Raw genomic sequence first — 24,643 nt, 5'->3', positions numbered from 1 at the left:
CGCCGACCTGCCCGGCGAAGACTGCACCGAAGCCGACGTGCTCGCCGCGACCGTGGCCTATGCCCCCTCGATCGAGTTGATCGATTCCCGGATCAAGGACTGGAAGATCGGTTTGGCCGACACCATCTCCGACAACGCGTCCTCGGCCGGGTTCGTCCTCGGTAAGGAACGCGTCGCCCCGGACGATATCGACATCAAAGCCATCGACGCCGTGCTCACCCGCAACGGCGAAGTCATCGCCGAGGGCCGCAGCGACGCCGTGCTCGGTGATCCGGTGATCGCGGTCGCGTGGCTGGCCCGCAAGGTCGCCACCTTCGGAGTGCGGCTGCGTGAAGGCGACATCGTGTTGCCCGGTTCCTGCACCCGGGCGATCGATGCCCGTCCCGGTGACGACTTCCATGCCGAGTTCTCCGGGCTCGGTTCCGTCCGCCTGAGTTTCCGCTGACCTTCCCCCTAGGAGAACCACTGTGACCAGCAAAGTCACCGCCGCGATCGTGGGGTCCGGCAACATCAGCACCGACCTGCTCTACAAGCTGCTGCGCTCGGACAAGATCGAACCGCGTTGGATGATCGGCATCGACCCCGACAGCGAAGGGTTGAAGCGGGCCCGTGGACTGGGTCTGGAGACCTCGGCCGAGGGCGCGGACTGGCTACTGGCCTTGGACGAGAAGCCGGATCTGTTGTTCGAGGCCACCTCGGCCTACGTGCATCGCGAATACGCGCCGAAGTACGAGGCCGCCGGGATCCGTGCGGTCGATCTGACCCCGGCCGCGGTCGGTCCGGCGGTGATCCCGCCGGTGAATCTGGATTCGTTGCGGGACGCGATGAACGTCAACATGATCACCTGTGGTGGCCAGGCCACCATCCCGATGGTCGCGGCCGTATCCCGGGTTGTTCCGGTGGCTTACGCCGAGATCGTGGCGTCGGTGTCGTCGGTGTCGGCCGGACCGGGTACCCGCGCCAATATCGACGAGTTCACCAAGACCACCTCCAAGGGTGTGGAGACCATCGGTGGGGCGCAGCGGGGTAAGGCGATCATCATCTTGAATCCGGCCGAGCCGCCGATGATCATGCGCGACACCATCTTCTGCTCGATCCCCGAAGACGCCGATCGGGACGCGATCGCGGCGAGCATTGTGGCGATGGAGAAGTCGATCCAGGAATACGTGCCCGGTTACCGGCTGCTCAACGATCCGCAGTTCGATGATCCGTCGGTGGTTTCCGGGGGTATGGCGAAGGTGTCGATCTTCGTCGAGGTCGAAGGCGCCGGCGATTTCCTGCCCCCGTACGCGGGCAACCTCGACATCATGACCGCCGCCGCCACCCGTGTGGGTGACGTGCTGGCCGACCAGATCATCTCGGCTCGGGTGTAAGGAGCGCACATCATGGTCTACTCAGCAGAACTCGACATCCGGATCACCGATACTTCGCTGCGCGACGGATCGCATCACAAGCGTCACCAGTTCACCGCCACCGAGGTGCGCGACATCGTGACCGCCCTCGACGCCGCCGGTGTGCCGGTCATCGAAGTCACCCACGGCGACGGCCTCGGTGGTTCCTCGTTCAACTACGGTTTCTCGAAAACCCCTGAGCAGGAACTGATCACGATCGCCGCGCAGACCGCGCGCAACGCCAAGATCGCCTTCCTCATGCTGCCTGGTGTCGGCGTCAAGGAAGACATCAAGATCTCCCAGGACAACGGCGCGTCCATCTGCCGCATCGCCACCCACTGCACCGAAGCCGACGTCTCCATCCAGCACTTCGGCTACGCACGCGACCTCGGCCTGGAAACCGTCGGCTTCCTGATGATGTCGCACACCCAGCCGCCCGAGGCGCTGGCGAAGCAGGCGCGCATCATGGCCGACGCGGGCTGCCAGTGCGTGTACATCGTCGACTCGGCCGGCGCCCTTGTCCTGGAACAGGTTTCCGATCGCGTCGCCGCCGTTGTCGCCGAACTCGGGGCCGACGCCCAGGTCGGTTTCCACGGCCACGAGAATCTGGGCCTCGCCGTGGCGAATTCGGTCTACGCGGTGCGCGCGGGCGCGACCCAGATCGACGGCTCCACCCGCCGCTTCGGCGCGGGCGCGGGCAACACTCCCGTCGAGGCGTTCATCGGTGTCGCCGACAAGCTCGGCATCAAGACCGGCGTCGACTTCTTCGCCATCGCCGACGCCGCGGAAGATGTCGTCCGCCCCGTCATGCCGAGCGAATGCCTGCTCGACCGCCAGTCGCTGATGATGGGCTACGCCGGCGTCTACTCCAGCTTCCTCAAACACGCCGAACGCCAAGCCGAGCGCTACAACGTCTCCGCCGCCGAAATGCTCGTCCGCGCGGGCCGACGCAAGCTCGTCGGCGGCCAGGAAGACCAGCTCATCGACATCGCCCTCGAACTCCAACGCGAAACCAAGGCCTCAGCCTGACCCCCCAACGGCGTGACCCCACCGGGTCACGCCGTTGCCGTTTCCAGGCCCCTACCTCGTCGCTGCCTGCACCAGGTAGTCGTCCCCACCGACGAAATACGTGTGCCCGTCGGCGACCCGGTCGGTTCCGGCCCGCACGATCACCCGCGCGAAATCCTCGACCGTGGGCAACGGCCCAGCGGCACGCCGTGATTCGACACTGGCCGGATCACGGCGTTCCAACAGCCGGACGATGATCGTCCCGTCGATCATGTCCCCGGAGACCACCGTGAATCCCACGCCACGCTCCCGGAATTCGGGAATCATCGCGCGCAGCGCGTCCTCGCCCGCCCGCTTACTCAGGGCGATCGGAACGTAGCCGGGCGGCACGTCGTCCTGCTCGTGAATGAAATGCGCCTGATGGCTGGTGACGAACACGATCCGGCCACCCCTGGGAACGATCGGCAGCACCGCTGCCGCGAGCTGCACCTGCGCATCCCGGTTGATCCGCATCGCGTACCCGGCATCGGCATCCCGCTCCAACCCGCCGGAAGCATTGAGCACCACCACATCCAGCCGTCCGAAGGTCTCGGCGATCTCGTCCACCATCACCCGCACCGCGGCCGCATCGGACACGTCCGCGCCGAGCGTCGAGGCGCTACCGCCCGCCGCGACGATCGCGTCGACCACCGCCTGCGCCCGCTTGCGCTTCTCGCGGTAGTTCACGACGACGTGCGCCCCGTCCGCCGCGAACCGCGCCGCCGTCTCCGCACCGATTCCGCGAGACGCGCCGGTCACCAGCACGATTCGTCGTTCCCGCTCCCCTACCGGATTCACCCTCGACCTCCCGGCCATCGCCCCACGCCGCTTCTGATTCAGAAGCAACTATGGTGCTTCTGAATGAGAAGCGCAACAGGCGACGGCCAACCCCCGGGCACGATCCTCGACGCGATCGATTTGCTCGGTCAGCGATGGATGCTGCGCGTGATCTGGGAGCTCGAACCGGGCGCTCTCGGATTCCTCGACCTGCGTCGCCGCATGGGCAACTGCTCGTCGAGCATGCTGTCCGACCGCCTTCAACAGCTCCAGTCGGCCGGCCTGATCCGCAAGAACGGCCCCCGCGGCGCCTACGAACTCACCACCGAGGGCGCGCTGCTCGCCGAAGCGCTCCAGCCCCTGTGGGACTGGTCCGAACAGTGGACCCCCACCGGCGACGGCAACGGCCGAATTCCCTGGCGGCCCGCCCGCTGACCACGACGCCCGCGGGCCGGCGCGGTCTGGTGAGCGAATGCCTAGGAGCGGTCGGTTCCGGTGTGTCGAGCCTGAACCCTCGCCTAGGATCGTGCGATGGAGTTCCGTCAGGTGGAGCATTTTCTGGCGGTGGCGCGGGCGGGGAGTTTCACTGCCGCGGCTCGGGAGGTGCACATCGTGCAGTCGGCGTTGAGCGCGTCGGTGCGGCGGCTCGAGCGCGAGCTGGGGGCGCCGCTGTTCGAGCGGACGACGCGGCGGCTGCGGCTCACCGAGGCCGGGCAGACGTTCCTGCCGCGCGCGCAGCGGCTGCTGGCCGACGCGGAGATCGCGCGCGACGAGGTCGCCGCGCTGGCCGAACTCACGCGGGGGCGGGTCGCGATCGGCACCATTCAGACCTTGACCATGATCGACCTGCCCGGCCTGCTCGGCCGATTCCGTGTCCGCTACCCGGGCATCCACCTCTACGTGCGGGACGGGACCGTACCCGCGCTCGCCACCGCGGTACGCGACGGCGAACTGGACCTGGCGTTTCTGGCGGGTGATCAGCCACTCGCCGACGGGCTCGTCAGCTTCGCCGAGTGGACCCAGCACCTGGTGTTGCTCTGCCCGCCCGGGCACCGGCTAGGCGACTGGCGGACCGTCCCCCTCGCCGCACTCGATGACGAGCCCTTTCTGGTGTTCAGCCGCAGCGGCATCCAGGCCATGGTCGACCGGCACGCCGACGCGGCGGGGGTGCGCCCGCGTCGCGTCTGCGAAGCGACCCATGTCCCCTTGCTCGTCGAGCTCGTCGCGGCCGGGCTCGGGGTGACGGTCCTGCCGCGCGATGTCGCCGAACACTCCGGCCTCCCCTTCGCCGAGTTCGAGCATCCCGGTCTCCACCGCCGGGTCCATCTTGCGGGCCGCGAACGCGTCCCCGCCAACCCGGCGGCCGTCGCCCTGCTGACCCACCTGCTCCCCTGACGGCGCGTTCACGCCACCCGGAATCGCGCCGCCCACACCCCGAGGCCCACCAGCGCCAGACATCCCGCCACCGTGGCCTCGCCACCGAGCCACATCACGACGGCGAGGACCATCGCGTAGGTCCCGAACCGCCCCAGCAGCCGGGCGACGGCATCGTCGTCGCGAGGGTCCGGCCGCGTGGCCCCGGGGTGTTCCACCGACCCGTCAACCAGCCCAGCCCCCAGGCGCTCGCTCGGATACCAGTGCACACCCCCATGGTCGACGGTGCATTTCCCCGCGTCCAACACCGATAATCGCTGCGATTCAGCTGTCACAGCGATGAATCGACCGCGCCGTTCTCCGGGAACGCCCCCGACCCGATTCAGGGCTGACGCCGGATGTGCCGCGTTCCGCTCCGCCCTACATTCAGGGAATTCCAACGACACAGGGGGCTCCCATGCGGAAACTCACCACCTCACTGACCGCCTCGACCGTATACGCGGTCCTCGCGACCTTCTTGTTCTGCACCATGGTCGCGGAGACGGTCTTCCTGTACCCCAACTATTTTCACGACATTCCGCACTCGCTGGCCGCGGGTGAGGAATTCACCGTGGCGGTGTCGGTCGGCGATGTGATGCGCCCGCTCGGCATGGTCCTCACCCTGAGCGCGATCGTGGCGACCGCGGCGAGCCTGTGGTCGCGCACCGCCCGGGGCTGGCTCGCGGCCTCGCTGGCGGCGTTCGTGCCGGGGATGTTCCTGCTGTCGCCGCTGTACCTGTGGGAACGCTGGACGATCCTGTTCGACGACCGCGACCGCTACACCCTCGCGGAACTCGAACGCACCGTCCGCGAGATCGAGATCGCCCACTCGATCCGTATCCTGACGGGCGCGCTGACCGCCGTGTTCGCCGTGATCGCGGCCCTGCGCACCTACCGCCGCCGCATCCTCCTCGACGCCGAACTCACGACCCGAGCGGCCGCCGGGGAGAAGATCGCCGCCTGACTCACCGGTGGTGCACCGACTCCTCCGAGTCGTAGCCGAGGGTCACATCGTGGGTGATCTCGCCGCGGGTCACCGAGACCCGGCTCGACACCGGCGGATAGCCCCGCGCGACCACCGTGTACTCCCCCTCGGGGAGGTCGGGCACCAAGTAATGGCCCTTCTCGTCGGTGCGGGTGGTGGCCGCCGGGTCGCCGCCCGCGTCCAGGACGGTGATCTGGACGTCGGCGACGGGCCGGTCGCCGTCGACCCAGGCGGAACCGACCAGGATGGCCATCGGTTCGAGGTCGATGTCGTGGTGCAGCGACCCGGTCTCCGGGATGGTGAGCGCGAACGCCGCCGGTCGCATGTGATCGGCGACCGCGACCAGCGTGTAGGTGCCGCTCACCACGTCGCGGCACACGTAGGCGCCGTCCTCGCCGGTGATCGCCGCACCGACCACGTCGCCGCCGGGGTCGGTGAGGGTCACCGTGGCGCCGAGCAGCGGTTCGCCGCGCCGGGCCGAGCGCACGATGCCGGTGAGCTCGCCCGCGCCGGCGAGCATCAGGTCCACGTGCAGCGCCCGCTCCCCCAACGACACGCTCACCGCCTCCGGCTGATGACCGGCCGCGGCGGCGATGAGGACGTAGTTGCCCGGCTCCGGCGCCTCGATGACGTAGGCGCCGTCGGCGTCGCCGTTGCCGCGCGCCACCTGGTGCCCGTGCTGGTCGATGAGGGTGAGCGTGGCGGCGGGGACCGGGCGGTCGTCGTCGCGGCGCAGCAGTCCCGCGATCACCCGGCCGGTGGCCGCGGGGTGCAGCCGGTCGGCCATCTCGTGCGCGTCGTGCAGGCTCACGTCCCGCAGCAGCGTGCCGTCGGCGGCCTCCTCCGGCGCCGGATCATCGCGCAGCGGAATCTCTTTCATGAAGACCAGGACCAGGCAGGCGACGATCGCCAGGTCGGCGGCAAGCAGGAACACCCCTTGCATGGCGTCGGTGAAGCCCGCCAGAATCGGGATCCGCAGCTCGTCGGCCAGGCCGGCGATGCCGGAGGTGTTCTGTTGCAGCGCGGCCAATCCCGCCTCGTCGAGGCCCGGGGGCAGTGTGCCCCCGAACGCGGCCAAGATCGAACCGGGCAACCGGTCGAACAGGACCGTGAGGAAGACCGCGACCCCCAGGGTGCCGCCGAGCTGCCGGAAGAAGGTGGCCGAGGCCGTCGACACGCCCATCTCCGAGTTCGGCACCGCGTTCTGCGCGGCGATCACCAGCGTCTGCATGCAGCCGCCGAGGCCGAAACCCATGATCGCGCTGTAGGCCAGCGGCTGCCACAGCGGCCCTTCGAAGCTCACGTGCGCGAACAGGCCGCAGCCGATCGCCAGGATGAGCGCCCCGAGCACGGGCAGCACCTTGTAGCGCCCGGTGGCCTTGGTGATCAGGCCAGACAGCTGCGCGCCGACCATGATCCCGAGGACCAGCGGCAACATCAGCAGTCCCGCCTCGGTCGGCGAGAAACCGCGCACGACCTGCAGGTACTGCGGAACCATGGTGATCGCGCCGAACATCGCGACACCGACGAGGAAGCCGCCCAGGATCGCGATGCTGAACGTCGAGCTGCGGAACAGGCGCAGCGGGATCAGCGCGGCGTCCTTCATCACGAACTCCACCACGAGGAACAGCAGCAGCCCGCCCGCGCAGATTCCGTAGCACAGCAACGCCTTCGATGAGGTCCAGCCCCACATCCGGCCCTGCTCGGCCACCAGCAGCAGCGGCACCACCCCGACGACGAGGGTGAGCGCGCCGAACCAGTCGATCCGGCTCGGTCGCCGCACATGCGCCACGTCGAGCACCTTGGCGACGACGAGGAACGCCAGGACCCCGACCGGCACGTTCACCAGGAACACCCAGCGCCAGCCCTCGATGCCGCCGAGGCTCTCGTACTCGGACAAGAATCCGCCGACCACCGGGCCGAGTACCGTCGCGATGCCGAAGACCATCAGGAAGTAGCCCTGGTAGCGGACCCGTTCGCGGGCGGGCACGATGTCGCCGACGATGGTGAACGCCAACGACATCAGCCCGCCGGCGCCCAGGCCCTGGAAGGCGCGGAAGGCGGCGAGTTCGTACATGGTGGTCGCGAAGCAGCAGGCGGCCGAGCCGAGCACGAACAGGGCGATCGCCAGCAGATAGAACGGTTTGCGCCCGTAGATGTCGGCGAGCTTGCCGTAGAGCGGCGTGGTGACGGTCGCGGTGATCAGGTACGCCGTTGTCGCCCACGCCTGTTCGTCGAACCCGTCGAGACTGTTCGCGATCCGGACGATCGCGACACTGACGATGTTCTGGTCGAGCGCGGCGAGGAACACCCCGAGTAACAGGCCGGACAGGATCGTGAGCGTCTGGCGATGCGTGAGGCGTGGTTCGGCGACAACGGTATCGGTCATGGAAAAGCCCTGGTTCTGATCGGCTGGCAAGTGGGGGTCGATCATGCGGCCCACACGAGGGCCGACAACCCCGCTGCGAGGAAAACTTTGCGCCGCGGGTGGAACTCTTCATGCACTGGTGCGCCGAGCTTACCCACGTCGAATCCGGCGCCGTCACCGAGGGATCAAGTGACCGATCATTTCGCACCGAAACGAGAGGCGGCGGCGATCAGCACTGCCAGTTCCGGAGCGCGCGCTTCGGCCAGGGAATGCACCACGACCAGGTGATTCCATCGCGATCGGCCCACCTGGGTCACCCGGTACACCGGGTCGCCCGCCATTTCCTCGTCGATGGCGAGCATGATTTGCACGGTGCCTTCCGGATTGCGTCCGGTGACGTTGTAGAGCGATACCCACGCGAACTTCCTGGCGTTGCCGAAGCTGATCTGGGAGGCCACCGTGACGCGGGCCGGGCCGCACGCGTCGATCAATTCCCGGAGCACGGTGAAGATCTCGCGGGAATGCGGTTTGCCCGCGAACCAGGCGTCGATCGCGGCGTCGGCGGAATCGTTCATCGCGCGGGTACCGCGTCGGCGGTGACGAGCCGATCGGCCAAGGCGCACAGCACATCCGAGCAGCCCGCGTCGATCCGGAGTTCGGCCACGTCGTCGCCGCGGGTGCGGCCCCGGTTGACGATCACCACCGGCACACCGTTCTTCGCCGCGCGGCGCACGAAACGCAGTCCGGACATGACCGTCAGCGAGGACCCGGCGACGAGCACCGCCCCGGCGTCCTCGACCAGCTCGAAGGCGGCCGTGACCCGGTCGGCCGGGACGGTCTCACCGAAGTAGACGATGTCGGGTTTGAGCAGGCCGCCGCAGTGCGCGCAGTCGACCATGCGGAAGCTTCCGGTGTCGGCGACCACGGCGTCCGCGTCGGGCGCGACTTCGATGCCGGTGGCCGAAACCTGCTCGGCGAAACCGGGATTGGCGGCCTCCAGCCGGTCGGCCAGGGTCATGCGGGAGATCAGCGCGTGACAGCGCAGGCAGCAGACCCTGGCATAGGTGCCGTGCAGGTCGATCACGCGGCGCGCGCCCGCCTTGGTGTGCAGCAGGTCGACGTTCTGGGTGATCACGCCGGTGACGACCCCGCCGCGTTCGAGGCGGGCTACCGCCCGGTGACCGGCGTTGGGGCGGGCGGCGTCCATCCGCCGCCAGCCGACGTGGTTGCGCGCCCAGTAGCGCTGCCGGAACGCGGCGTCGCCGACGAACTGCTGATAGGTCATCGGATTGCGCGGCGGCGAGCCGGGGCCGCGATAGTCGGGGATGCCGCTGTCGGTGCTCAGCCCGGCGCCGGAGATCACCACGACGCGGCGTCCGGCCAGCAGGTCGGCCGCGCGCGTGACCGCGTGGGCGGTGTCGTCCGTGGTGGTGTCCACCATGGATCCACTGTACGAGCGGCGGGCGGGCGCGGTGCCGCGGGGGCGGACACGCCGGGTGGAGTTGCGTGGCGTCGCGGTGCGGCGACATGATTGCTCATCCGCCCGGAGATCGATCGTCCAGAGGAAATCCTGTGTCCGACAACGACGAGTACGGCCGTACCGCGCTCAACGCCGCCGTCGACGCGACGATCGTCGCCGTCCGCCGGATGTTCTACGTCCTCGGCGACGACGTCGACCGCTCCGAGGGGCCCATCGAGTTCACCTTCCACGACGGTTCGACGCTGCTGCTCGATGCCGGGGTCGACGGCGCGGAGCTGCGGATCGGCGCGACGCCGTGGCGTGATCCGTTCGAGCCGCTCGTCGATCCGGTGAACATCGAGTATGTCGCCGATTCGGGCAAGTACACCGCGTTCGACGTCACCGACGAACCACCCTACGACGCCCTCGCCGGGCGCCGCGTCGACGCCGTGTCGGTGCTGCCGCTGCCCGACGGCAGGCCCAGGGCCGCGACGCTGTATCTGGGTGAGGGCATGGTGAAGGCGGAGTCGATCGCCGACGAACTGATCGTGACGCTCGTGTCCGCGTGACCGCTACGCCACGTTCCGGTCCCCGCGGTACGGTCGGGAGTCCTTGTCCCGGTGCGGTTTCGCCGCGTCCGGCACCAGATGATCGAGGAATGCGCCGACGACGGTGAGGGCAAGGGCGACCAGGCCGCACACGACGAACGCGCCCGCCGCTCCGCGCGCGGCGGCGGTCACCCCGGCCACCGCGGCGCCGAGTCCGGCTCCGGCATTGCACGCCACACTCGCGAGGATGGCGCCGTGCGTGCGGTCGGCGCCTGCGACGAGCTGGTCGGCGAGCAGGTAGCCCGTCATCACCGCGGGGCCGAGCGCGAGGCCGATGGCGACGAGCATCGCGAGCGCGGCGAGGGTGCCAGCGCCGAGGCCCGCGGCCGCCGTCGTCACCGCGAGCACCGCCGCCACCGCGCGGAATCGGGTCTGCGCGGACCTACGCCAACCGATCCGGCCGTAGATCAGTGCCGAGCTCGCGCTGGCGAAGGCCATGAGCGCGAACAGCAGACCCGCCGCGTCGGGATGTCCGGCCGCCGCGGCGGCGGCCGGGATGCCCACTTCGAGTCCGCCGATGGTGAAGCCGACGCCGGTGAACGTCGCCAGCAGCCACGCGAGCCGCCGCCCGACCGACCGCACCGAGGAGGCCGCGGCCTGCCGGTCCGGGCGGGCGGGGCCAGCCGCGCGCGCTATCACCAGACCGCCTGCGAGACAGATGATTCCGGTCGCGACCACCACCTGCGCCGCGCCCGTCGCCCAGAGGGCGAGGGCGGCCAGCGCCGGACCGAGGACGAAGGCCGATTCCTCCATAACGGCGTCCAGGCCGAAGGCCCGGGGTACCCACTCCGGCGGAATCCGTTGCGCCCAGCCCACTCTCAGCAGCGCGCCGAAGGGTGGCACCGCGAGTCCGGCGACGGCGGCGGGCAGGATCGCCCACACGGGCCCGGCCCGATCCGCCATCGCGGGCAGCACCACCAGTGCCGCGCCGCTGATCAGCGCGAAGGTAAGGACCGCGCGGCCGTGCCCGACCCGGACGGTCCACCAGGACCTGGCCGGTCCCGAGACCACCGAACCGAACGCGTAGGCCCCCATCGCCACCCCGGCCACCCCGAACGCGCCGTGCGTCACCCCCAGCAGCGTGACCACCCCGATCGGCCCCATCCCGAACGAGACCCTGCCGAGCGCGGACCCCGCGAACAGTAGTCGTACCCCGGAGGGAGCAAGGAGCGCACGGTAGCTCGGCGGGCTGGTCATCGCAGCAGTCAACCCGCTCCACACCGGTCACGCCACGGGATTTCGACCCCGAAGCCCAACAGCCGCCCACCAAGGTGTGGGGCTTCGGCAGACAGGGTTGATGACGGCCGACCATCGCCTGGGGTTCGCGCGAGGGCGAGGCGACAATCGGTGACGGCGAGCGTGTTCCACTTCGGGGGTCGCTGACCAGCGAGGACGGTGGGGCGAGGTCGCCTGGCCGAGTCGGGAGCCGGTGAGAGTCGCTCGACGTGCGCTGCCCCGGGACACGGCCTCGTGGTTGGCCGGTGGTGGGGCTTGCTCGAGGCAGCATGGGGCGGGGTCGAATCGGGTCGGGAAGGTGGGTGGGCAGGTGGCGGCGGTGCCGGGGCAGGTCAGGTGGCGAGCGGGTTGGGGTGTGGCGGCGGGTTTGTTCGTAGCGGTGTTCGTGCTGGTGCCCGCCACGTTCGCGGTGCAGAACGCGTGGGAGGTGCCGGTGCCGCGCACCATCTCGTTCGCGCGGATCGAACCGATCCCGACCTCGTACTGGCTCAGCTGGGCGCTCACGCTGGCCGCCCTGCTGACCCCCACCCTGTTGCTCGCGGTACTCCCCGCCGCCCGGCTGATCGCCGTCGGCTATCTGCTGACCACCACCGCCGCCGGCGCTCTACTGTGCGCCACGACCGTCGGCCTGGCGTTCACCGGCCTCGACCCGGCCTGACGGCCTGCGTCAGCGCTCTCGGTCCACGGTGGCCGCGACGAACTCGTCGGTCTTGCGGTCGATGGCGGTGCCGCTGAGCTGGCGGTGCTCGTTGGCCAGCGCGGTGGTCGTGCAGATGCCGAAGGCGCCCTCGGCGTCGTAGAGGACCGCGGCGCCGGCGGCGATACCGTCGTCGCTCAGGTGTGACTCCGCCTCGATGCCCATCTCGACGCTGATCGGCATGCGCGAGAACGTGATCGAGACATCGGTGTTGATGAACCCGATGCCCTCGGTGCCCCAGTTGGTGACCAGGCTGGTCTGCTCGCCGGTCATGGCCGCGAAGCAGAACGGCGACGACTCCTCCCCGGCCACCACGGGGATGTTGCGCATCCACTTGCGCTTGCGGGTGTCGTTCTGATGCTCGGTCATCCGCACCGACCAGCCCTGCGCGTGACCGTCGCTGCCGAACAGGTGCAGCGCGTCCTCGACCGTGGCCAGCGCCTCCGGCGGCGGCAGCGGGCGGTCCCGGTCCGGCCGCCACACCTCGCCCGGCGGCTGGGTGGAGCGCTTGAGCAGCAGCGCGCTCCCCCGCGCGACAACCTCGCCGCCGGAACGCAGCACCAGGGCGACCGCGCGGACCCGCTTCCCGTCGCGGGTCACCGAGCTCTCGGCGGTCAGGGGCACGGCGGGGACCGCGCGATGCAGGTCGACGGTCAGGCGCGAGGGCACGAACCCGTCGGTGCAGTAGTGCGCCTCGACCTCGCGGGCCATCAGCCCGCACACGGGCGGCCCGGACAGCGTGTTGGGCGCCCACAGGCTCAGCGCGAATTCGGTGGGCTGGAAGACCCCGTCCGCCTGCGTGAAGTACGCCGGTTCGGTATTCATGACAACCCTTTCCTGCCCTGCCGCGCCGGGACGCGCGCCCGGCACCCCTGAGATTAGAACCTGTTCTAGTTTCTCGGCAAGCTATTCCAGCTCGCCCTCGGTCTCCAGATAGACCTGCCGCAGCTTGTCCAGCGTCGCGGGCTCGGGATGCTCCCAGAGCTTGCGCTCGGCCGCCTCGAGCAGCCGTTCGGCGATGCCGTGCAGCGCCCACGGGTTGGACTGCTCCATGAACTTGCGGTTCACCTCGTCGAACACGTAGCTCTCGGACAGCTTCTCGTACATCCAGTCGGCGACGACGTTGGTGGTCGCGTCGTAGCCGAACAGGTAGTCGACGGTGGCGGCCATCTCGAAGGCGCCCTTGTAGCCGTGCCTGCGCATCGCCTCGAGCCAGCGCGGATTCACCACGCGGGCACGGAAGACGCGGGCGGTCTCCTCCGAGAGGGTGCGGGTGCGCACGGCGTCGGGCCGGGTGGAGTCGCCGATGTAGGCCTCGGGGTTCTTGCCGGTGAGCGCGCGCACGGTGGCGACCATGCCGCCGTGGTACTGGAAGTAGTCGTCGGAGTCGGCGATGTCGTGTTCGCGGGTGTCGGTGTTCTTGGCGGCCACCGCGATCCGCCGGTACGCGGTGCGCATGTCGTCGGCGGCGGGGGCGCCGTCGAGATCGCGCCCGTAGGCGTAGCCGCCCCAGGTGGTGTAGACCTGCGCCAGGTCGTCGTCGGTGCGCCAGCTCTTGGAGTCGATCAGCTGCAGCAGGCCGGCGCCGTAGGTGCCCGGCTTGGAACCGAAGATGCGGGTGGTCGCGCGGCGGGCGTCGCCGTGCGCGGCCAGATCCGACTGGCTGTGCGCGCGCACGTAATTCGACTCGGCGGGCTCGTCGAGGTCGGCGACGAGGCGGACCGCGTCGTCGAGCAGGGCGAGCACGTGCGGGAAGGCGTCACGGAAGAACCCGGAGATCCGGACGGTGACGTCCACGCGCGGCCTGCCGAGTTCGGCGAGGGAGACGACCTCGAGCGAGGTGACGCGGCGGCTGGCCTCATCCCAGACCGGTCGCACGCCCAGCAGCGCGAGCACTTCGGCGATGTCGTCGCCGGAGGTGCGCATGGCCGAGGTGCCCCACACCGACAGGCCGACGGACTTCGGGTACTCGCCGTGATCGGCCAGGTACCGGGCCAGCAGCGATTCCGCCATGGCCTGGCCGGTCTCCCAGGCCAGCCGCGAGGGCACGGCCTTGGGGTCGACGGAGTAGAAGTTGCGGCCGGTGGGCAGCACGTTGATCAGGCCGCGCAGCGGGGAGCCGCTGGGGCCCGCGGGGACGAACCCGCCGTCGAGGGCGTGCAGGACGCGGGCGATCTCGACGCCGGTCTCGCGCAGCCGGGGCACGACCTCGGTGGCGGCGAACCGCAGGATCGCGGCGACCTTCGCCAGGCGCTCGGCGTCGGCGACCGGCACGTCCTGGGCGCGGTGCCCGTCGAGGATCGCGGTCGCGAAATCGGCGACGAGACGCTCGACCACCTCGGCGGACCAGTCCTCGGCCTGCAGCGCGGCCAGCAGCTCGCGGGCGCGGGCCTCGACCACGTCGACACGCTCGCGGGCCTCGTCGCCCGCCTCGCTGAGACCGAGGGCCTCGCGCAGGCCGGGCACGTTCTGCTCGCCGCCCCAGAGCTGGCGGGCACGCAGCATGGCCAGCACGAGATCCAGTTCCGTCTCGCCCGCGGGGGCCTGGCCCAGGATGTGCAGGCCGTCGCGGATCTGCACGTCCTTGATCTCGCACAGCCAGCCGTCGACGTGCAGGAGCATGTCGTCGAAGACGTCCTCCTCCGGACGTTCGGCCAGGCCCAGATCGTGGTCCATCTTGGCGGCGCGCATCAGCGTCCAGATCTGCTGGCGGATGGCGGGCAGCTTGGCCGGGTCGAGCGCGGAGATGTTGGCGTGCTCGTCGAGCAGCTGCTCGAGCCGGGAGATGTCGCCGTAGGTCTCGGCGCGTGCCATCGGCGGGATCAGGTGGTCGACCAGGGTGGCGTGCGCGCGGCGCTTGGCCTGGGTGCCCTCGCCCGGGTCGTTGACCAGGAACGGGTAGATCAGCGGAAGGTCGCCGAGAGCGGCGTCGGTGCCGCAGGAGGCGGACATGCCGAGGGTCTTGCCGGGCAGCCATTCCAGGTTGCCGTGCTTGCCGAGGTGCACCATCGCGTCGGCGCCGAACCCGTCGGGGGCCGACAGCCAGCGGTAGGCGGCCAGGTAGTGGTGGCTGGGCGGCAGGTCGGGGTCGTGATAGATGGCGACGGGGTTCTCGCCGAAGCCGCGCGGCGGCTGGACCATCAGCACGACGTTGCCGAAACGCAGTGCGGCGATGACGATCTCGCCCTTCGGGTCCGCGGAGCGGTCGACGTAGAGCTCGCCGGGCGGCGGGCCCCATGCCTCGACGACGGCCTCGAGCAGATCCTCGGGCAGCGACTCGAACCAGCGGGTGTAGGTGGCGGCGCCGATGCGGATCGGGTTGCCCTCGAGCTGTTCGGCGGTGAGCCAGTCCGGGTCCTGCCCGCCCGCGGCGATCAACGCGTGGATGAGGGCATCACCGTCGCCTTCCTCGAGTCCGGGGATCTCGCCGGGAGCGCCGAGATCGTAACCGGCGGCGCGCAATTCGATGAGGAGCCGGATCGCGCTCGCGGGGGTGTCGAGGCCGACGGCGTTGCCGATGCGGGCGTGCTTGGTGGGGTACGCGGAGAGCATGATCGCGATCCGCTTGTCGGCGGCGGGGATGTGGCGCAGCCGCGCGTGCCGCACCGCGATCCCGGCGACGCGGGCGGCGCGCTCGGGGTCGGGCACATAGGTGGACAGGCCGTCGGCGTCGAACTCCTTGAACGAGAACGGCACCGTGATGATGCGCCCGTCGAACTCGGGCACCGCGACCTGGGTGGCGACGTCGAGGGGCGAGAGGCCGTCTTCGTTGGCCTCCCACTGCGCGCGACCGCTGGTCAGGCACAGGCCCTGCAGGATCGGCACGTCCAGGGCGGCCAGCGCGGCCACGTCCCAGGCCTCGTCGTCGCCGCCTGCCGCGGCCGTCGCAGGCTTGCTGCCGCCCGCCGCGAGGACGGTCACCACGAGCGCGTCGGCCCGGCCGAGCAGGGCGAGCAGCTCGGGTTCGGCGGTGCGCAGCGAGGCGCAGTACACCGGCAGGGCCCTGGCGCCCTTGGCCTCGATCGCGGTGCACAGCGCGTCGATGTAGCCGGTGTTGCCCGCCAGGTGCTGGGCGCGGTAGTAGACCACGGCGACGGTCGGGGCGTGCGGTTCGAGGATGCGCGCGGACCGCTCGAGTTCACCCCAGGACGGCAGTTCCACCGGCGAGGCGAAGCCGTGGCCGGTGAGCAGCACCGTGTCGGAGAGGAAGTGGTGCAGTTCGCGCAGGTTGTCGGCGCCACCTGCGGCGAGGTAGTTGTGCGCGTCGGCCGCCACGCCCACCGGCACCGTGGAGCACTCCATGAGCTCGGCGTCGGGCGCGATCTCGCCGCCGAGCGCCACCATCGGCACCCCGCTGGCCCGCACCGCGTCCAGGCCCGCCTCCCAGGCCCGCTTGCCGCCGAGGATCCGCACGATCACCAGATCGGCGCCGTCGAGCAGCTCCGGCAGATCGTCGACCAGCAGCCGGGCGGGGTTGCCCCACCGGTAGTCGGCGCCGCTGGCGCGGGCGCTGAGCAGATCGGTGTCGGAGGTGGACAGCAGCAGGATCACAGGGTGTGGCCTTCCTCGGGTGACGCGCCCATCGGGGGTGGTGGTGCTCGCCGGAGAGGGTCTGGCTGTTCACAGTGGCGCGACCGCACCGGATTTCCACCGGTTTCCTCGACGCCCGCCGAGCATCCCGATCGTACTGTCCGCCCGGAGCCCGCAACTTTCCAGCCCACATCCCTGTGACCGGGTGGCCGGGTCTCAGGTGAGCGCGGCGACGAGCGTGCGCGCCACCCAGTCCGCGTAGCGCTGCACCGACCAGCCCCTGGCCAGCACCAGCCGCTCGTAGGTGTCGATCGCCAGGAAGTTCCACAGCACGTCGCGGACCTCGTCGAGCTCGATCCCGGGGCGGTGGACAATGCCTTCCCGCCGACCGGCCGGACCTTCGCCATGACCGAATCGCACTGGTTCCGGATGCGCGAGGGGAAGATCTTCGAGCACTGGGCCAACCGCGACGATCTGGGCATGGCCAGGCAGCTCGGCTGGTTGCCGCCCTCGCCGTGGTATCTGCTGCGGTCGATGCGGCTCAAGGGTCGTGCGGTCCGCGAAGTGCGTTCGGGCCGTTGACCTTTCCCGACGACAGGCGTCTCCGCGCGGTCAATGGGTGGGGCGCCGGGTGGTGTCGTGGGCGGCGATCATGGTGGCGAGTTCGGTGACCGCGGTGCGGATCAGGGTGCCGTACTCGTCGTCGGGCAGGATCGAGAGGTGATCGCGCGCGGCGTCGAGATGACGGGTGGCGGCGGGGAACGCGCCGAGGCGACGGAAGTTGTCGGCGAGATTGAGGTGCAGCGACGGGTAGAAGCCCGCGACCCGCAGGTTCGCGTAGTCGTCGCGCAGGCGGGCATCGGTGAGGGCGTCGGCCGCGTCGAGGGCGCGCACATCCCAGACGAGCGCTTCGGCGGGGTCGTCGTAGGCGTCGGCGAGGTAGTGGGCGAGGGTGCAGCGGTGCAGGGGGTCGCCGGTGACACCGATCTCGGACCACAGCGCGAGCAGCGCGGTGCGGGCGGAATCGGCGTCGCCCGCACGGAATTCGGTGACGGCGTCGGTGATGCGGATCATGGTGGGATCGGCGGGTGGGGTGGTCATCGGGGTTCCTTTCACAGGGCGGTGGTGCGTTTTCGCGGCGACTGGGCGAGCCGAGTGACGCGCGTTCGCCGGCCCCCACCGAAAAGGTGCGATCGAGGGTCTCTGTCAGGTCATCGGCCGATTGGCCTCAGCCAGGCGCCTTCAGTTGGCGGTGGTCAGGACAGCCGGTCGGTCGCAGGTGCGCGGTTCCGGCCTGGCCAGCGCGAGCCAGGCACGGTCGCTCCACGTTGCGGAACTGCGCGGGCTCGGATCCGAGGTGCGCAGGTGGCAATACCCGCTCGCGGATCGGGGTCGGCACATGCGGCAAGACCAGGGTGAGCAGGTGACAGGATCAGTCCGCTCGCGGATCGAGGCCGGCATGACCAGGGCGAGCAGTTGGTGGATCAGTCCGCTCGCGGATCGGGTTCGGCGCGGCGCGGCATGACCAGGGTGAGCAGGGTGCCCTCGTCGGCGGCGCGCAAGAGGGCCGGTTGGTCCGCGGCGCTGAGGTCGAGGAGGAGATCGGGCCCGAAGGAACACGCGACGGCGGGATAGAGCGTCGTCACGGCGAAGTGGATCGTGTGGGCGGGACCGGTCGCGGTCGCGGGTAGCCGCCAGGTTTCGGAGCCGAACGTCGCCCGCACCGCCCCTGTCGGCTCGACGTGCAGAGTGATCGTCGGCGCGCCGGAGCGCTCGAGGACGTCGAGCAGCACGGCCCGGGGCACCACGACGCGGGTGGTGACGGCGGGCAGGGCGGCGAGCATCGCGCGGTGGTCCGGGAACGGCTCGGTCGAGCGACGGCACCGCCCCGAGGACGATCCCGCGTCGTACGGGTCGGGGCGATCGTGGGGAGTGTCAACGGATTCCACGGCGGTGCACTCGAGGTGAGTGGCGGTCGGCCGGAGGGCGACGGTGTGTTCGCGGCGAAGCCACGAGGCGAGGGCGCGGAGGTCGTCGGCGTCGATGGTGGCGGACCAGGGGGTGCCGGACGGGCGCGCGGGACGCAGGGTGCGGGTGGCGAGGCGGTAGCGATCGGTGGCGGTGAGGATCAGGTCCGTCTCGGTCGATTCGAGGTGAATGCTGTTGAGTACCGGCAGATTCGGGTCCGCCACCGTCGCCGTCGCGATCTGGTCGATCGCCGCGGCGAGGTGCGGGCCGCGCACCCACACGACCTCCTCACCACGCGGCTGGGCCGGGGACGTGGAAAGACCGGGATCGTGCTCGCGGCCCGGCGATTCCGCCCGCGAGAAGCCGGCGGCATCGGCTCCGCGAGCCGCTCGCACCACACGATCGAAACCCTTCGCCGTCGTCGGCGCCCGATCGGCCGGTGGCTTCGCGAGGTCCTCGGCGCCGGGCTCGACGCGCGAGGGGGCCTGCGGTGCCTGGAAGGCGGCGCGGGCCGCCGTCGCGGCGGCACGGACCGTGTCCAGGTGGCGATCCAGCTCGGCCAGGTGGGCCTCGACCAGGGCCAGGGCGCGGGCGGAATCGGGTTCGGCGAGGACGGCGGCCACCAGGGGCAACGGCATGTCCACGGCGCGGAGGTGGCGGAGCAGACCGGCGGTGACGGCCTGCGCGGGCGCGTAGTACCGGTAGCCGGTGCTCTCGTCGACGAGGGCAGGCACGAGCACGCCCGCGTCGGCGTAGAAGCGCAGCGCGCTGGCGCTCAGTCCGCAGGAACGGGCGAACGCGCCGATGGTGAGGAGGTCGGATTCGGGCACCGGCTCATCCTCGGGGTTCCAGCGACTCGAAGGTCAAGTCAGTCGCGCACGGTGCCCGCGGCGACCATCTCGGGCGAACCGGTGCCCAGGTTGCGGTACACGTTGGCCACCACCATCCGGCCGAGCGCGTTGTTGCCCGCACCGCCGATCACCGCGCCGATCCCGGCGGGGATCAGGGTGCCGAACAGCAACAGCGTCCGTTTGACCAGGTAGTTGACGATGAACCGCTTGGCCGGGGAGTCGGGCATGCTCGCCAGGCCGGGGATGTGGTCGGTCACCACGCCCAGCCACTGGCCGGTCTTGTGCCCCGCCGTCTCGTCGAGCAGCTTGGTGCCCGCCTCACCGAGGACCACCTTCGACACCAGCTGCGCGCGGCGCGGATCGTCGTCGTCCACGTCGTAGGCGGCCGCCGCGCCGACCGACAGCACCGACGACGCCTCCAGGAACACCACGGTGTCCACACCGGTCGCCGCCAGGCCGAGCAGGGTGCCGACGCCGGGGACCGCGGCGGTCAGCCCGACCAGCACACCGCTGGAGGTGACGACCACCAGATACTGCCTGGACAGCCGCCGCAGCGTGTCCACCGGCGCGTCGTCGGGGTGCCTGCGCTCGAGCCAGTCCACGTATTTGCCGACCACGCCGGTCTGCGCGAGCGCGACCTTGTCGAGCGCGGGAACTACTCGCTTGTCCACGAATTCACGCAGCATGCGGCGATCTCTCCTGTCGTCGAGCGGGCCGGGCGAACAGCACCGCCCAGCCTAGGCGACGAACGACGACCCCGCCTCCGGCGCATCCGGCGGCGCGCCGGAGCCCCCGCCTGCGGCCGGACCACCACGGCCGGGTCAGCGCGAAGTGCGGCGCGGGTCGTAGGCTGGTCGGATCATGACCAGGAGTGCTCCCGACGCGTGCCCCGGCGTGCTGCGATTGCATCAGGCGGCAGACGGTCCGCTGGCACGGATTCGCGTGCCGGGCGGACGGCTGGCACCGGCCCAGGTCCAGGCGCTGGCCGAGGCGGCGCGCGAGCTGGGCAACGGCGATCTCGAACTCACCTCGCGCGGCAACATCCAGCTGCGGCAGGTCCACGACGCCGCGGCGCTCGCCACGCGGCTGGGCGCGGCGGGCCTGCTGCCGAGCCCGACCCACGAGCGGGTGCGCAACATCATCGCCTCGCCGCTGTCCGGGCGGATCGGCGGCTGGGCGGAGGTGCACGAGCTGGCCGCCGGGCTCGACGCCGGACTGCGCGCCGACCCGCGCCTGGCCGAGTTGCCGGGACGGGTGCTGTTCACCCTCGACGACGGGCGCGGCGACGTCAGCACCCTGCGCGGGGACATCGGCATCCACGCCCTCGGCGCCGACACCTTCGCGCTGCTGCTGACCGGCGCCGACACCGGACTTCGCGTCTCGGCGAGCGAGGCGGTCGAGGTGATGCTCGACGCGGCTCGCGGCTTCCTCGACCTGCGCGGCGCGGGCGCGGACGGCCAGTGGCGCCTGCACGAGATCCCGGGCGGGGTCGAGCGGGTCACCGAGATCCTGGAGCGCTCCCCCGCCGGCGCGCCGCTGGAACTCGGTGCGACACACGATATCCCGATCGGCTGGCTCGACCAGGACAACGGCCTGGTGAGCCTCGGCGCCGGGGTGCCGCTGGGTATCCTGCCCGCGCGGACCGCCGAATTCCTCGCCGCCGTCGACCATCCCGTCTTCCTCACGCCGTGGCGCAGCCTGGTGATCGCCGACCTCGACGAGGGTCCCGCCGAAACGGTCGTGCGGGTGCTGGCGCCGATGGGACTGATCTTCGACGCTTCCTCGCCGTGGCTGCGAGTCAGCGCCTGCGCGGGCAGGCCGGGGTGCGCCAAGTCGCTGACCGATGTCCGCGCCGATCTCGCCGCCGCCGTCGACACCGGGCGGGTCCTGCCGGGCGACCAGCACGCGGGCGAGGCGGTGGTCCGGGCCGAGGACGTGACGGTCGCGGGCCGCCAGCACTGGTCGGGCTGCGAACGCCGCTGCGGGCGGCCCACCGCGCCCGTCACCGACGTCGTCGCCACCCCGGACGGCTACCGCGTCACCCCGCCCGCGCCGTAGCGTTCGCCTGTCCCGCACCGAAATTCGATCGACGCTGCCGGTGGGCGCTCGTACGCTGAGCTCCTCACTACGAGGGGGATCTCATGTCGACTCTGCGGGTGACGGCCGAACAGCTGGTCGTCCTTCCACATCCGAACGCCGACCGGCTCGAGCTGGCCCAGGTCGGCCTGTACCGGGCCGTCGTCGCCAAGGGCCAGTTCCGCACCGGTGTGCACGCGCTCTACATTCCGGAGCAGGCGGTGCTGCCCGAGGCGCTGATCGGCGAACTCGGCCTGACCGGGAAACTGGCGGGGTCCCGGCACGACCGGGTGAAGGCGGTGCGGCTGCGCGGTGCGGTGTCGCAAGGGATCGTCTGCGTGCCCGCCGCGGTGGCCGGGGTGGATCTCGCGGCGGCGGCCCGGGAACGCACCGATTTCGCTGAGCTGCTCGGGATCGTCAAATGGGTTCCGCCCGTACCGGTCTCGATGTCGGGTCAGGTCGAGCCGGCGCCGGAGCTGCTGCCCTGGATCGACGTCGAGAACATCAAACGGTTCCCGGACATCTTCGCCGCCGGGGAGCCGGTGGTGGCCACGGAGAAGATCCACGGCACCGCCTTCCTGCTCACCCACGTGCGCGCCGAGGACCGGATCCTGGTGTCGTCCAAGGGCGTCGGCGGCAAGTCGCTGTCGCTGACCTTCGCCGAGGGCAACCTGTACTGGCGGGCGATGCGCGCGCACGGGGTGGACGAGGCCGCCAGGAAGATCGCCACCGCACTCGGCGCCGACCGGGTCGGGCTCTTCGGCGAGGTCTACGGCGCGGGGGTGCAGGATCTGCACTACGGCGCGTCGGCCGCCCACGACGCCGCGCTCGGTTTCGGCCTGTTCGACATCGCCGTGGACCGCGACGGCGAGCCGGTGCGCTGGCTGGACCATCACGAGATCGGCGCCCTGCTCACCGATCTCGGCCTGACGGTGCCGCGCGTGCCGGTCCTCTACGAAGGACCCTACGACGCCGACCGGCTGGTGGCCCTGGCCGAGGGCACCGAAACCGTCAGCGGCACCGGCGCGAACATCCGGGAGGGCCTGGTGGTGCGTCCCCTCGCCGAGCGGCACGCGCCGGTCCTCGGCGGACGGGCGATCGGCAAGATCGTCTCGAACGCGTACCTGCTGCGCGACGGCGGCACCGAATTCGAATGAGTGCCGCAGGTCTGCGCGCGCCACCACGACGCGCGCAGACCTACCGCTCGCCCGCGGTCCGGGCGCGGACAGTTTCCGAGACGACCGCGGCGGCCAGCAGCGTTACGCCGATCACCAGCCACACGCCGCCCAGCCGCGGCGCCGCCCAGGCCAGCGCCACCGCGACCACCAGGCACGGCACCGGCCGCCGCAGCAGCCAGCGCGCGCCCGCGCTCGGCAGCCCACCGAGCCCGCACACCAGGAAGAACGCCGCCGCGCCACCACCGAGCACCCAGCCGATCCCGGCGGGCAGATGGCCCGACGGGTGCGCGGCCACCAGGCCGAGACCCGCCGCCACGGTCGCGACCGTCCCGCTCAACGCGCAGTGCGTGCCCATCACCCGATGCCGGCCGACCTCGACGCTGTCGGCTCGCGCCGACATCATCCGGGGCACGAAACCGAAATGCGCGGGATCGGCGCGCACCGCCCGCACCCGTGGTGCCGCGCTCGGCTCTCGCCTGCCTCGTGCGGAGCCGGCGCGCCGACGGCGCAAGCGGGCGCGGACCCGCCGTTCGGCGTCGGCCAGCAGGCGATCGGCGTCGACGGCGAACATCACCCACAGATCGAGCCCGAGGCCCACCGCCCACAGCACGAACTTCCAGGGCGCGGGCACCCACAGCGAGACGATCCAGGGCAGCGTCCCCGCGCCCAGCTGCGCCCGCGGCCAGTCGACCAGTACCTGGCCGCGCCCCCACGCTGCCGACGACGCCACCCGCACCAGCACGTAGATCGCCGCGAACACCGTCGCGTGCTCGTCGGGCATCCCGGCGACGGCTGCCATCATCACGCACAGCCCGAACATGCAGCCGAACACCAGCGTCGTGCGCGCCTGCTCGCCTGCGACGTTGCTGTACACGGTCACGCAGGCCCATAGCACCCAGAACGCCAGGTAGAGCACGACATACAAGCCGAACTCGCCGAGCGAGGGACCGCGATGCAGCAGGTGGGTGAGCTGACCGATCCCGGCGACGGCGACGAGGTCGAAGAACAGCTCGGTCCAGCTGGCGCGGCGTTCCTCGGTGCTCTCCTGCGTGGCGGCCATCCGCCGAGTATGCGGTCGGCAGGCTACCGGTCCCGGCTAACCTTTGGTCGTGTCGCTGCGGTGGTGCAGTTCCAGGACACAGCACTTCACGCCGCCACCGCCCTTGCGCAACTCGGACATGTCGACCGGGACGGGCGCGAAGCCGCGGGTGCGCAGTGCCTCGATCAGGCCGGTCGCCCCGGGGTCGAGGAAGACGTGGTGACCGTCGCTCACGCCGTTGAGCCCGAACGCGAGCGCGTCGTTCTCGTCGGCCAGGATCGCGTCGGGGTACAGGGCCGCCAGCACGTCGCGGGCGGCGGGACCGAACGCCGGCGGGTAGTAGGCGATGGTGGCCTCGTCGAGCACCATCAGCGCGGTGTCGAGGTGGTAGAAGCGCGGGTCGACCAGTTCCAGCGACACCACCGGCAGGTCGAAGTACCGCTCGACCTCGGCGTGCGCCGCCGGCGAGCACCGGAAGCCGACGCCGGCCAGGATCCGCTGCCCGGCGAAGGTGAAATCGCCCTCGCCCTCGTTGGTTTCGTTCGCCGCGGCCAGCGACCGCAACTCCCTGGCCGCGAACCAGCGGTGGAAGGCCGGACCCTCGGCGGCGCGTTCGGGGTGGGCGAAGCGCGCCGAGAGCGCGTGCCCGCCGATCACGATGCCGCTGTTCGCGGCGAACACCATGTCGGGCAGGCCGGGCTCGCCGGGGACCGTCTCCACCGAGTGGCCGTGTTCCTCGAGCACCGCGCGCAGGATCTCCCACTGGGCCAGCGCCCGCGCCCGGTCGACCGGGGCGGCGGGGTCCATCCACGGGTTGATCGCGTAGGTGACGTCGAAATGGTCGGGCCTGCACATCACATAGCGGCGCGGCGTCGCCGCGCGCGCCGGCGCCGGGGCCGCGAGCGGAGTGGTGGCACGAAGAGGGGCTGCGGCGGTCATCAGGGCTCCCGGTGGCTGCGCGAGAAATGTGTTCCTACGACGGTAAATGCCCGTCCGTTGCACCAGGAACACCGATCTGTT

24 protein-coding genes are annotated in these 24,643 nt (G+C 70.9%); 11 read left to right on the top strand and 13 right to left on the bottom strand.

Annotated elements, in window-relative coordinates; genetic code table 11:
• The 3 genes from AB0H56_RS20145 to dmpG form a co-directional block, all read left to right on the top strand.
• On the top strand, window positions 1–445 hold a 445-nt coding region (locus AB0H56_RS20145), incomplete at its 5' end, for a fumarylacetoacetate hydrolase family protein (protein ID WP_357165223.1).
• Window positions 446–467: 22 nt separating this feature from the next.
• Window positions 468–1,373 (top strand): acetaldehyde dehydrogenase (acetylating), encoded by a 906-nt coding sequence (locus tag AB0H56_RS20140; RefSeq protein ID WP_357165220.1) that lies wholly within the window; start codon window positions 468–470, stop codon window positions 1,371–1,373.
• Between the two features lie 12 nt (window positions 1,374–1,385).
• Window positions 1,386–2,420, top strand: a complete 1,035-nt coding sequence (gene dmpG, locus AB0H56_RS20135; protein ID WP_357165217.1) for a 4-hydroxy-2-oxovalerate aldolase — start codon at window positions 1,386–1,388, stop codon at window positions 2,418–2,420.
• 51 nt (window positions 2,421–2,471) lie between these two features.
• On the opposite strand, the gene AB0H56_RS20130 is transcribed toward dmpG, so the two are convergent.
• Window positions 2,472–3,254, bottom strand: a complete 783-nt coding sequence (locus AB0H56_RS20130) for an SDR family oxidoreductase (protein WP_357165214.1) — start codon at window positions 3,252–3,254, stop codon at window positions 2,472–2,474.
• 45 nt (window positions 3,255–3,299) lie between these two features.
• Here AB0H56_RS20130 and AB0H56_RS20125 point away from each other — a divergent pair, with 45 nt between their 5' ends.
• Window positions 3,300–3,650, top strand: coding sequence for a helix-turn-helix domain-containing protein (locus AB0H56_RS20125; protein WP_357165211.1), 351 nt, complete (start codon window positions 3,300–3,302; stop codon window positions 3,648–3,650).
• A gap of 96 nt (window positions 3,651–3,746) precedes the next feature.
• Window positions 3,747–4,610: a LysR family transcriptional regulator gene (locus AB0H56_RS20120; RefSeq protein ID WP_357165208.1), complete on the top strand. Its 864-nt coding sequence runs from the start codon at window positions 3,747–3,749 to the stop codon at window positions 4,608–4,610.
• 8 nt (window positions 4,611–4,618) lie between these two features.
• On the opposite strand, the gene AB0H56_RS20115 is transcribed toward AB0H56_RS20120, so the two are convergent.
• Window positions 4,619–4,807, bottom strand: a complete 189-nt coding sequence (locus AB0H56_RS20115; protein ID WP_357165205.1) for a hypothetical protein — start codon at window positions 4,805–4,807, stop codon at window positions 4,619–4,621.
• 239 nt (window positions 4,808–5,046) lie between these two features.
• On the opposite strand from AB0H56_RS20115, the gene AB0H56_RS20110 reads away from it, so the two are divergent.
• Window positions 5,047–5,592, top strand: a complete 546-nt coding sequence (locus AB0H56_RS20110) for a hypothetical protein (RefSeq protein WP_357165202.1) — start codon at window positions 5,047–5,049, stop codon at window positions 5,590–5,592.
• 1 nt (window position 5,593) lies between these two features.
• On the opposite strand, the gene AB0H56_RS20105 is transcribed toward AB0H56_RS20110, so the two are convergent.
• The 3 genes from AB0H56_RS20105 to AB0H56_RS20095 all read right to left on the bottom strand — a co-directional run bounded on the left by AB0H56_RS20105 (window position 5,594) and on the right by AB0H56_RS20095 (window position 9,422).
• Window positions 5,594–8,002, bottom strand: coding sequence for an MFS transporter (locus AB0H56_RS20105; protein WP_357165199.1), 2,409 nt, complete (start codon window positions 8,000–8,002; stop codon window positions 5,594–5,596).
• 176 nt (window positions 8,003–8,178) lie between these two features.
• On the bottom strand, window positions 8,179–8,556 hold the full coding sequence (locus AB0H56_RS20100; protein ID WP_357165196.1) for a DUF5655 domain-containing protein: 378 nt from the start codon (window positions 8,554–8,556) through the stop codon (window positions 8,179–8,181).
• The gene (locus tag AB0H56_RS20095; RefSeq protein WP_357165193.1) at window positions 8,553–9,422 is read right to left on the bottom strand and encodes an NAD-dependent protein deacetylase; all 870 of its coding nucleotides are present in this window, start codon (window positions 9,420–9,422) and stop codon (window positions 8,553–8,555) included. The genes AB0H56_RS20100 and AB0H56_RS20095 overlap by 4 nt, the downstream gene beginning before the upstream one ends.
• A gap of 131 nt (window positions 9,423–9,553) precedes the next feature.
• Between AB0H56_RS20095 and AB0H56_RS20090 the strand changes: the two genes are divergently transcribed.
• Complete coding sequence (locus AB0H56_RS20090; protein WP_357165191.1) at window positions 9,554–10,009, top strand: hypothetical protein; 456 nt, start codon at window positions 9,554–9,556, stop codon at window positions 10,007–10,009.
• Window positions 10,010–10,012: 3 nt separating this feature from the next.
• On the opposite strand, the gene AB0H56_RS20085 is transcribed toward AB0H56_RS20090, so the two are convergent.
• Window positions 10,013–11,245, bottom strand: a complete 1,233-nt coding sequence (locus AB0H56_RS20085) for an MFS transporter (protein WP_357165188.1) — start codon at window positions 11,243–11,245, stop codon at window positions 10,013–10,015.
• A 394-nt stretch (window positions 11,246–11,639) separates the two neighbouring features.
• Between AB0H56_RS20085 and AB0H56_RS20080 the strand changes: the two genes are divergently transcribed.
• Complete coding sequence (locus AB0H56_RS20080) at window positions 11,640–11,942, top strand: hypothetical protein (protein ID WP_357165185.1); 303 nt, start codon at window positions 11,640–11,642, stop codon at window positions 11,940–11,942.
• Between the two features lie 9 nt (window positions 11,943–11,951).
• Here the strand turns inward: AB0H56_RS20080 and AB0H56_RS20075 are convergent, their stop codons facing one another.
• On the bottom strand, window positions 11,952–12,806 hold the full coding sequence (locus tag AB0H56_RS20075; RefSeq protein WP_357165183.1) for an acyl-CoA thioesterase domain-containing protein: 855 nt from the start codon (window positions 12,804–12,806) through the stop codon (window positions 11,952–11,954).
• A gap of 81 nt (window positions 12,807–12,887) precedes the next feature.
• The gene (gene cobN, locus AB0H56_RS20070; protein WP_357165180.1) at window positions 12,888–16,532 is read right to left on the bottom strand and encodes a cobaltochelatase subunit CobN; all 3,645 of its coding nucleotides are present in this window, start codon (window positions 16,530–16,532) and stop codon (window positions 12,888–12,890) included.
• Window positions 16,533–16,877: 345 nt separating this feature from the next.
• Between cobN and AB0H56_RS20065 the strand changes: the two genes are divergently transcribed.
• Window positions 16,878–17,093, top strand: a complete 216-nt coding sequence (locus tag AB0H56_RS20065) for an ester cyclase (protein ID WP_357165177.1) — start codon at window positions 16,878–16,880, stop codon at window positions 17,091–17,093.
• Window positions 17,094–17,123: 30 nt separating this feature from the next.
• Here the strand turns inward: AB0H56_RS20065 and AB0H56_RS20060 are convergent, their stop codons facing one another.
• The 3 genes from AB0H56_RS20060 to AB0H56_RS20050 form a co-directional block, all read right to left on the bottom strand.
• The gene (locus tag AB0H56_RS20060; protein ID WP_357165174.1) at window positions 17,124–17,612 is read right to left on the bottom strand and encodes a hypothetical protein; all 489 of its coding nucleotides are present in this window, start codon (window positions 17,610–17,612) and stop codon (window positions 17,124–17,126) included.
• 383 nt (window positions 17,613–17,995) lie between these two features.
• Window positions 17,996–19,309: a MerR family transcriptional regulator gene (locus AB0H56_RS20055; protein ID WP_357165171.1), complete on the bottom strand. Its 1,314-nt coding sequence runs from the start codon at window positions 19,307–19,309 to the stop codon at window positions 17,996–17,998.
• Window positions 19,310–19,347: 38 nt separating this feature from the next.
• Window positions 19,348–20,016 carry a hypothetical protein gene (locus AB0H56_RS20050; protein WP_357165168.1) on the bottom strand — a complete coding sequence of 223 codons (669 nt, stop codon included), beginning with the start codon at window positions 20,014–20,016 and terminating at the stop codon, window positions 19,348–19,350.
• Between the two features lie 175 nt (window positions 20,017–20,191).
• Between AB0H56_RS20050 and cobG the strand changes: the two genes are divergently transcribed.
• Together cobG and AB0H56_RS20040 are read left to right on the top strand one after the other, a co-directional pair.
• Window positions 20,192–21,388 (top strand): precorrin-3B synthase, encoded by a 1,197-nt coding sequence (gene cobG, locus AB0H56_RS20045; RefSeq protein WP_357165165.1) that lies wholly within the window; start codon window positions 20,192–20,194, stop codon window positions 21,386–21,388.
• An 83-nt stretch (window positions 21,389–21,471) separates the two neighbouring features.
• Window positions 21,472–22,563, top strand: a complete 1,092-nt coding sequence (locus AB0H56_RS20040) for an RNA ligase (ATP) (protein WP_357165162.1) — start codon at window positions 21,472–21,474, stop codon at window positions 22,561–22,563.
• 40 nt (window positions 22,564–22,603) lie between these two features.
• On the opposite strand, the gene AB0H56_RS20035 is transcribed toward AB0H56_RS20040, so the two are convergent.
• Window positions 22,604–23,644 carry a low temperature requirement protein A gene (locus AB0H56_RS20035; RefSeq protein ID WP_357165159.1) on the bottom strand — a complete coding sequence of 347 codons (1,041 nt, stop codon included), beginning with the start codon at window positions 23,642–23,644 and terminating at the stop codon, window positions 22,604–22,606.
• Window positions 23,645–23,680: 36 nt separating this feature from the next.
• Entirely contained in the window at window positions 23,681–24,562 is an 882-nt protein-coding gene (gene ddaH / locus AB0H56_RS20030; protein WP_357165156.1) for a dimethylargininase, read from the bottom strand.
• Window positions 24,563–24,643 lie beyond the last annotated feature (81 nt).

This window comes from Nocardia sp. NPDC050717, from assembly GCF_040654275.1.
In the GTDB taxonomy this organism is placed as follows: Bacteria; Actinomycetota; Actinomycetes; order Mycobacteriales; family Mycobacteriaceae; genus Nocardia.
This window is presented reverse-complemented; position numbering and strand designations above follow the sequence as displayed.

Coding starts and splice junctions, on each gene's coding strand:
- AB0H56_RS20125 (WP_357165211.1), top strand. CDS start 3,300: ATGAGAAGCGCAACAGGCGACGGCCAACCCCCGGGCACGATCCTCGAC.
- AB0H56_RS20105 (WP_357165199.1), bottom strand. CDS start 8,002: ATGACCGATACCGTTGTCGCCGAACCACGCCTCACGCATCGCCAGACG.
- AB0H56_RS20120 (WP_357165208.1), top strand. CDS start 3,747: ATGGAGTTCCGTCAGGTGGAGCATTTTCTGGCGGTGGCGCGGGCGGGG.
- AB0H56_RS20075 (WP_357165183.1), bottom strand. CDS start 12,806: ATGAATACCGAACCGGCGTACTTCACGCAGGCGGACGGGGTCTTCCAG.
- AB0H56_RS20060 (WP_357165174.1), bottom strand. CDS start 17,612: ATGACCACCCCACCCGCCGATCCCACCATGATCCGCATCACCGACGCC.
- AB0H56_RS20050 (WP_357165168.1), bottom strand. CDS start 20,016: ATGCTGCGTGAATTCGTGGACAAGCGAGTAGTTCCCGCGCTCGACAAG.
- AB0H56_RS20095 (WP_357165193.1), bottom strand. CDS start 9,422: ATGGTGGACACCACCACGGACGACACCGCCCACGCGGTCACGCGCGCG.
- AB0H56_RS20100 (WP_357165196.1), bottom strand. CDS start 8,556: ATGAACGATTCCGCCGACGCCGCGATCGACGCCTGGTTCGCGGGCAAA.
- AB0H56_RS20085 (WP_357165188.1), bottom strand. CDS start 11,245: ATGACCAGCCCGCCGAGCTACCGTGCGCTCCTTGCTCCCTCCGGGGTA.
- AB0H56_RS20035 (WP_357165159.1), bottom strand. CDS start 23,644: ATGGCCGCCACGCAGGAGAGCACCGAGGAACGCCGCGCCAGCTGGACC.
- AB0H56_RS20110 (WP_357165202.1), top strand. CDS start 5,047: ATGCGGAAACTCACCACCTCACTGACCGCCTCGACCGTATACGCGGTC.
- dmpG (WP_357165217.1), top strand. CDS start 1,386: ATGGTCTACTCAGCAGAACTCGACATCCGGATCACCGATACTTCGCTG.
- AB0H56_RS20040 (WP_357165162.1), top strand. CDS start 21,472: ATGTCGACTCTGCGGGTGACGGCCGAACAGCTGGTCGTCCTTCCACAT.
- cobG (WP_357165165.1), top strand. CDS start 20,192: ATGACCAGGAGTGCTCCCGACGCGTGCCCCGGCGTGCTGCGATTGCAT.
- ddaH (WP_357165156.1), bottom strand. CDS start 24,562: ATGACCGCCGCAGCCCCTCTTCGTGCCACCACTCCGCTCGCGGCCCCG.
- AB0H56_RS20130 (WP_357165214.1), bottom strand. CDS start 3,254: ATGGCCGGGAGGTCGAGGGTGAATCCGGTAGGGGAGCGGGAACGACGA.